8 protein-coding genes are annotated in these 6,574 nt (G+C 70.6%); 3 read left to right on the forward strand and 5 right to left on the reverse strand.

All coding sequences use genetic code 11. The annotated features are described in order from the left end of the window. Positions 1-145: 145 nt before the first annotated feature. The gene (gene bshB1, locus VFZ20_RS04245) at positions 146-919 is read left to right on the forward strand and encodes a bacillithiol biosynthesis deacetylase BshB1 (protein ID WP_329682587.1); all 774 of its coding nucleotides are present in this window, start codon (positions 146-148) and stop codon (positions 917-919) included. 249 nt (positions 920-1,168) lie between these two features. Here the strand turns inward: bshB1 and VFZ20_RS04250 are convergent, their stop codons facing one another. After that, positions 1,169-1,498 (reverse strand): hypothetical protein, encoded by a 330-nt coding sequence (locus VFZ20_RS04250; protein ID WP_329682588.1) that lies wholly within the window; start codon positions 1,496-1,498, stop codon positions 1,169-1,171. Between the two features lie 155 nt (positions 1,499-1,653). Between VFZ20_RS04250 and VFZ20_RS04255 the strand changes: the two genes are divergently transcribed. Both VFZ20_RS04255 and mnmA read left to right on the forward strand, forming a co-directional pair. Continuing rightward, on the forward strand, positions 1,654-2,793 hold the full coding sequence (locus VFZ20_RS04255) for a cysteine desulfurase family protein (RefSeq protein ID WP_329682589.1): 1,140 nt from the start codon (positions 1,654-1,656) through the stop codon (positions 2,791-2,793). A 92-nt stretch (positions 2,794-2,885) separates the two neighbouring features. Then, on the forward strand, positions 2,886-3,974 hold the full coding sequence (gene mnmA / locus VFZ20_RS04260) for a tRNA 2-thiouridine(34) synthase MnmA (RefSeq protein WP_329682590.1): 1,089 nt from the start codon (positions 2,886-2,888) through the stop codon (positions 3,972-3,974). Positions 3,975-4,464: 490 nt separating this feature from the next. Here mnmA and VFZ20_RS04265 read toward each other — a convergent pair whose 3' ends face one another. The 4 genes from VFZ20_RS04265 to grpE form a co-directional block, all read right to left on the reverse strand. Then, positions 4,465-4,701, reverse strand: coding sequence for a hypothetical protein (locus VFZ20_RS04265; protein ID WP_329682591.1), 237 nt, complete (start codon positions 4,699-4,701; stop codon positions 4,465-4,467). Between the two features lie 213 nt (positions 4,702-4,914). Then, positions 4,915-5,148 carry a hypothetical protein gene (locus VFZ20_RS04270; RefSeq protein WP_329682592.1) on the reverse strand — a complete coding sequence of 78 codons (234 nt, stop codon included), beginning with the start codon at positions 5,146-5,148 and terminating at the stop codon, positions 4,915-4,917. A gap of 121 nt (positions 5,149-5,269) precedes the next feature. Next, on the reverse strand, positions 5,270-6,400 hold the full coding sequence (locus VFZ20_RS04275; RefSeq protein ID WP_329682593.1) for a J domain-containing protein: 1,131 nt from the start codon (positions 6,398-6,400) through the stop codon (positions 5,270-5,272). A 63-nt stretch (positions 6,401-6,463) separates the two neighbouring features. Continuing rightward, the coding region (grpE, locus tag VFZ20_RS32710) for a nucleotide exchange factor GrpE (protein ID WP_349264059.1) at positions 6,464-6,574 on the reverse strand (111 nt) is incomplete at its 5' end.

A 6,574-nucleotide genomic window follows, 5' to 3' on the forward strand; every position in this document is an offset into this window, starting at 1 on the left:
CCCCCCCCTCCGCGGGCCGGCAGACATCCCGCCGGCGTGCAGGAGGCGCGATCCCCGTCCTTGATGCAGAAAACCTGATGGAAGCAGGGACCGCCGTTGCAGGCTGTTCCCTATTCCCTACTCCCTATTCCCTGGCCTTCAAGCCGTGACCGACATCTCCAGCACCGACCCCGTCCCGCCCCAGGACCCCGCCCTCGCCCCGCCCGTGGACCTGCTGGCCATCGCGGCGCACCGCGACGACGTGGAGCTGCTCGTGGGCGGCACCATGGCCCGCACGGCGGCGCAGGGCTACCGCACGGGCATCCTGGACCTGACCGCGGGCGAGCGCGGCACCGACGGCAGCGCCCAACTCCGCGGCGAAGAGTCCGACGCGGCGGCCCGCATCCTGGGCGTGACGGCGCGCCGCAACGCCGGCCTGCCCGACGCGGGGCTGGAGAACACCCCGGAGACGCGGCGCCTGATGGCGTCGTTCATCCGCGCGTTCCGACCGCGCGTGGTGATCCTGCCGTACGTCACGGGCCGCCACCCGGACCACCGCATCGCGTCGCAGCTGGCGTACGACGCGTGCTTCCTGGCCGGCCTGGCCAAGCTGGACGCGCCGGGCGAGCCGCATCGTCCGCACAAGCTGCTGTACGCGCTCACGTACCGGGAAGACCCCGTGAAGCCCAGCTTCGTGGTGGACATCACGGACTACATCGAGACCAAGATGCAGGCCATGCACTGCTACGCCTCGCAGTTCGACGGCAAGACGTGGGGCGGGGAAGTGTATCCGGGCGGCGACCGTCCGCTGTACGACCAGGTGCGGATGCACGCGGCCCGCTACGGCAGCCTCATCCGCACGGCGTACGGCGAGCCCTTCCACACCATCGAGACGATGCAGGTGGACGACGTCGTCGCCCTCCCCGTCCGCAGCATCTGATCCGGTTCTGTCTGGCGGAACCCCTGCCGATGGGCAGAGAGCCCGTTCGAAGTCTACACCCTCTCCCGCGCAGTTTGCGGGAGAGGGTGCGAGCGACAGCGAGCGGGTGAGGGCCAAAAACGCGGCGACCCGCATCCGGATCGCCGCGCTCTGAGCAGGGAAAGCTCCGCCGTTGCGGGCCGTCCCGTGTAACCTGTCCCCGGCAGTTCGAGCAGTTGCAGGCTATTCCTTATTCCCTATTCCCTGCCGTCATCCCTCGCACCGCACCTCGATCACCAGCCGCTTCCAGCTGGGCACGTCGTCTCCGTGCACCCGGACGGCGGTGGCGCGGGCCTGCCCGCCGCGCAGCAGCCACGGCGCCAGCCACGCGTTGATCTCCGGCGGCAGGTGCCCCAGCGGTTCGCCGCCGCGGGCGTGCACCCATACCTCGGGCTCGTCCTCCATGGGCGGATCGGGGATGAGCACCAGCTCGTCGCCGGGCGCCACCTCGGCCACGTGCGTGGCGCGCTCGCCGAATACGGTGCCGTGCACGGTGGTCCGAAAGGTCGCCGGCCGGCTGTCCGGAAGGGGCGGGATCATGCCTGGTACACTCGCTGGGAAAGAGACGTCCGCGGGCCCAATGTACGCATCGTGTCACGCCCGGTAAAGCCTTTTGCCCCATCCGGTTTGGCCGTGCCGGAAACCTGACGGGCGTTCGCGTTTATCAATCCGCTTCACCCGTGCCCGCACGTCCAATGCCCGAGCCCGTCTACCTGGACCACGCCGCCACCACGCCCCCGCGCCCCGAGGTGCAGGCGGCCATGCTGCGCGTGCTGGGCGAGCGGTGGGGCAACCCCAGCAGCGTGCACCGCTGGGGTCGTGATGCCCGCGCCACGCTGGACGATGCCCGCGCCCGCCTTGCCGCCGTCATCGGCGCGAGCCCGGCGGAGATCGTCTTTACGCGCGGCGGCACGGAGGCGGACAACCTGGCCGTCCGCGGCCGCGCGCGGGCGGAGGGCGCGCGCGCCGTCGCCGTCTCCGCCATCGAGCACAAGGCCGTCCTCGCGACGGCGGATGCACTCGCGGCGGAGGGCGTCCCCGTCCGCGCGATCGTCGTCGACGGGGACGGACTGGTGGAGGTGGATGCGCTGACGGAGATCGCTCGATCGGATCGACCCGCCGTCGTCTCCGTAATGTGGGCCAACAACGAGACGGGCGCCATCCAGCCCGTAGAGCGCATCGCGGCTCTCTGCGCGGACGCGGGCGTTGCCTTCCACACCGACGCCGTGCAGGCGCTGGGCAAGGTCCCCGTGCGGATGGATGCGATTCCCGCCACGCTGGCCGCGTTCAGCGCGCACAAGCTGGGTGGGCCGCGCGGCACGGGCGCGCTGTTCGTCCGCCGTGGGACGAAGCTCTATCCGCTGCTGCACGGGGGCGGGCAGGAGCGCGGGCTGCGCAGCGGCACGGAAGACGTGGCGGGCGCCGTGGGCCTGGCGCTCGCGGCCGAGCTGGCGGAATCAGAGCGGGAGGCGGAGATGGCGCGGCTCGCCACCCTGCGCGACCGGCTGCAGACCGGCCTGTGCGCGCGCGTGCCGGGCCTCCGCGTGAACGCCGCCGGCGCGCCGCGCCTGCCGACGATCCTGAACGTGTCCGCCCCCGGCGCGGACGCGGAGATGCTGCTGATGGCGCTGGATCGGGAGGGCGTCGCGGTGTCGTCCGGGAGCGCGTGCAGCAGCGGCGCCGTGGAGCCCTCGCACGTGCTGACGGCGATGGGCCTCCCCGCGGAGGTCGCCGGCCCGTCCGTCCGCTTCTCCCTGGCCCGCGAGACGACGGCGGAGGACATCGACCGCGTGCTGGAAGTCTTCCCCTCCGTGGTGGAGCGCGTCCGCTTCTAGGATGCCGGGGAGCCGCGACGCCGATGCGGTGTATCCACCCGATCGGACGGCCGTGCGGGCTATTCCCTGTTCCCTATTCCCTGCAGTCCAGGATGGAGAAGCGAACCGTCCTCGTCGCCATGTCGGGCGGCGTGGACTCGTCGGTGGCGGCGGCCCTGCTCAAGCAGCAGGGGCACGACGTGATCGGCGTAACGATGAAGACCTTTTGCTACTCCGAGGCAGAGGCCGAGAACGGCCCCGGCAAGACCTGCTGCGGGCTGGACGGCATCATGGACGCCAAGCGGGTGGCGGACCGCCTGGGAATCGCGCACTACGTGTTCGACGTGGAGCGCGAGTTCACGCGCGACGTGATCGACGACTTCGTGGCGGAGTACGCCGCCGGCCGCACGCCCAACCCGTGCGTGCGCTGCAACGGCAACACCAAGTTCCGCGACCTGCTGCGCCGCGGCCGCATGCTGGGCTGCGATGCCATCGCCACGGGCCACTACGCCCGCATGGGCACGGACGCCGCCGGCAACACGGTGCTCCTGCGCGGCGTGGACGAGAACAAGGACCAGTCGTATTTCCTGTGGTCCCTGCCGCCGGAGATGCTGCCGCAGCTCATGTTCCCCCTGGGCGAGCTGACGAAGCCCGAGGTGCGCGAGATCGCGCGGCAGCTGGGCCTCTCCACGGCGGAGAAGCCGGAGAGCATGGAGATCTGCTTCGTCCCCGACGGCGACTACGCGCGCTTCCTGGGCAAGAAGCTGGGGACCGATCACGATGCACTCGCTCCCGGTGCGCTGGTGACGACCACGGGCGAGGTGATCGGCCGGCACGACGGTTACGCGCGGTTCACGGTGGGCCAGCGCAAGGGGCTGGGCGGCGGGCGGTCGCTGCCGCTGTACGTGATCGGCACGCGCCCGCAGACGCGCGAGGTGGTGGTGGGCACGGCGGAGGAACTGCTGCGCGGCGACGTGGCCATCGGCGAGCTGAGCTGGCTGGCCGCGCCGCCCGCGCCCGGCGATGCCGTCCGTGTGCAGATGCGCCATCGCGCCCCCGCTGTCCCCGCGCGCGTGGAATCGGCGGAGGGCGGCGTGGTGCGCCTGGTGCTGGACACCCCCCAGCGCGCCGTGACGCCCGGCCAGTCCGCCGTACTCTTCAGCGGCGACGTGGTGCTTGGTGGCGGCCGCATCGCCGCGTGATCGTGTGTCGGCGTGAGTCTCGTGGAACGCTGACGAACCGCAACTGAATTCTCACGCAGAGGGAGCAGGGGCAGCAGAGTACTTCATTGCGCGATGACGTACTCTGTGTCCTCCGCGGCTCTGCGTGAGAGTGTAGTTCCCGCGCGAAGGCGACAACATGAGAAACGGGAGCGGCGCGCGAGGGCGCCGCTCCCGTTTTGTTCGTCACGGATCGGCTGATCGCGTCGAAGCGTGGCTCCACGCGGGGACTGGGGTACTCTGCGTCCTCTGCGGCTCTGCGTGAGAAATGCAGTTCCTGCCGCGAAGGCGGACATAGCAGGGAGAGGGAAACGGTGCGGTGGCCGTCCCGCGCGCGGGCTGGGGTACTCTGCTGCCTCTGCTCCCTCTGCGTGAGAAAGCAGTTCATCCCCTTCGGCGGGAAGCGGATTAGAAAGAAAACGGGAGCGGCGCCGCGATGGCTCCGCTCCCGTTTCACGTCGACGCGGGCGACTCAGGGGCAGGGCGGCGCGTACACGGTTGTGTAGTAGGAGGTCGCGTACCCGGAGACTATGATGTAGTCCCCGTCGCAGTATCCCACGCCCTTGCCCACGATGGTCGTCTGGCTCGCGCTGGAGTAGTAGGTGTCGCGGTACGCCACCCGGTCCGCCGAGGCGGCGGCGAGCAGGAGCGGCGTGGCCAGGAGCGCGGCGAGCTTGCGGCGCATCCGGGTGGGAATCGGGTTCGTCATGGCGAGCCTCCAGTTCGGGTTGAGATGAAACGTTTTCAGAGTATTAGGTCCTGAAATGGTTGTGCGCAAGGCGGGAGAACCTGGAACCTTCCGACTCGGCCAATCCCTTGCCTGAACGGCATGGCGCGATCAGGTCCAGGGGCTCGAGACAGAACGGGAGCGGCGCCGCGACGGCACCGCTCCCGTTCTCGTATCCGCCGAGATCGGCCGACGCTACTCCAGCTCGTTGGATTCCCGCAGCAGCTGGCGCAGGCGCTCCACCTGCGACTCGTGGATCAGCTCCTCGGCGTCGGCTTCGTCGCCCTGGACCTGCACGACGCGGGCGGGGATGGAGCGGTCGCTCAGGCAGTGAAAGATCACCCGGGGCCGCACGGACAGGCCGAATCGGCCGCCCGACGCGAAGGCTTCCCAGGTGAGCAGGTTGTCGTCGGTGAACGTCTGGCTCATGTCGGAAAGGTAGCTAGTGCCAAGTGCCAAGTGCCGAGTACCAAGTGCGGCTGTACCCGAGTGCAGAATGCCTGCCGTCTCGCGGGGTGCCACTTGGCACTTGCAACGTGGCACTTCCGTTCTAATGCCGCATCCCGGCCGCGGCGGCGAACTCCTCGAACTCCTTGCGGGCCGGCTCGTCCAGCGTCTCGGGCACGTCCACCTGCACCTTGACGAACTGGTCGCCGCGGCGGCCGCTCTTTTCCACGCCCATCCCCTTGATGCGGAACCGGCGCCCGGGCTGCGTGCCCGGCGGCACCTTGAGGACGACGAACTGGCCGTCCACCGTCCGCACCTTGACCTTGGACCCCAGCACGGCCTGCGCCAGGTTCACGTGGATGGTGCACTCCACGTCCAGCCCGTCGCGCGTGAAGAACGAGTCGGCCTCCACGCGGAACGTGATCATCAGGTCCCCCGGCGGGCCGCCGGCCTCGCCGCGCTCGCCCTGGCCGGCCAGGCGCAGCTTGGAGCCGTTGTCCACGCCGGCCGGCACCGTGACGTTCACGGCGCGCTGGCGACGCACCTGGCCCGCGCCGCTGCAGGTGGGGCAGGGCTGGCTGGGCACCTTGCCCTTGCCGCGGCACTGCGGGCAGGGGCGGGTGACGCCAAAGCCGCCCGCGCCAAACGTGACGGTGCCCTTGCCCTGGCACTCCGGGCAGGGGTTGACGGTGGCGCCCGGGGCCGCGCCGCTGCCGGCGCAGGTGGGGCAGTCCTCCGTCACCGGCACCTGGATGGTCACCTTGCCGCCGCGCACCGCCGTGCGAAAGGGGATCTCCACCGCGTACTCGATGTTCTCGCCCCGCTCCGGCCCGCCGCCCGGCCGCGCCCCCCGGCGCTTGCCGAAGTCGAAGATGTTGCCGAACAGGTCGCCGAACCCTCCGCCCAGGTCGGAGAGGTCGTCAAAGGTGAACGTCTGCGCGCCGCCGGGCGCGCCCGCGCCCCCCGGCCGGCCCGCGCCGGGACGAAAGCCGCCCAGCCCGCCCAGGCCGCCGAACTTGCGCATCTGGTCGTACTGCTTGCGCTTGTCCTCGTCCGAGAGCACCGAGTACGCCTCGGAGATCTCCTTGAAGCGCTCGGCCGCGGCGGCGTCGTTGGGATGGGCGTCCGGGTGGTACTGCTTGGCGAGCTTGCGGTACGCCTTTTTGATCTCGTCCTGGCTGGCGTTCTCGGCCACGCCCAGGACGCGATAGAAGTCCTTGGTCTGTGTCGACATCGTGACCTGACGCGAATGAACGGCGCCCGCCCCGCGCGCGGCGGGCCGGGCGCCCGGAAGCCGTCAGCCGTGCTTGCGCACCACCACGCGGGCGGGGCGCAGCAGCACGCCCTTGAGCCGGTACCCCTTCTGGAACACCTGCGCCACCGTGTTGTCCTCCTCCGGGTTGTCCGT

The sequence above is a fragment of the Longimicrobium sp. genome (assembly GCF_036280135.1).
Taxonomy (GTDB): Bacteria; Gemmatimonadota; Gemmatimonadetes; order Longimicrobiales; family Longimicrobiaceae; genus Longimicrobium.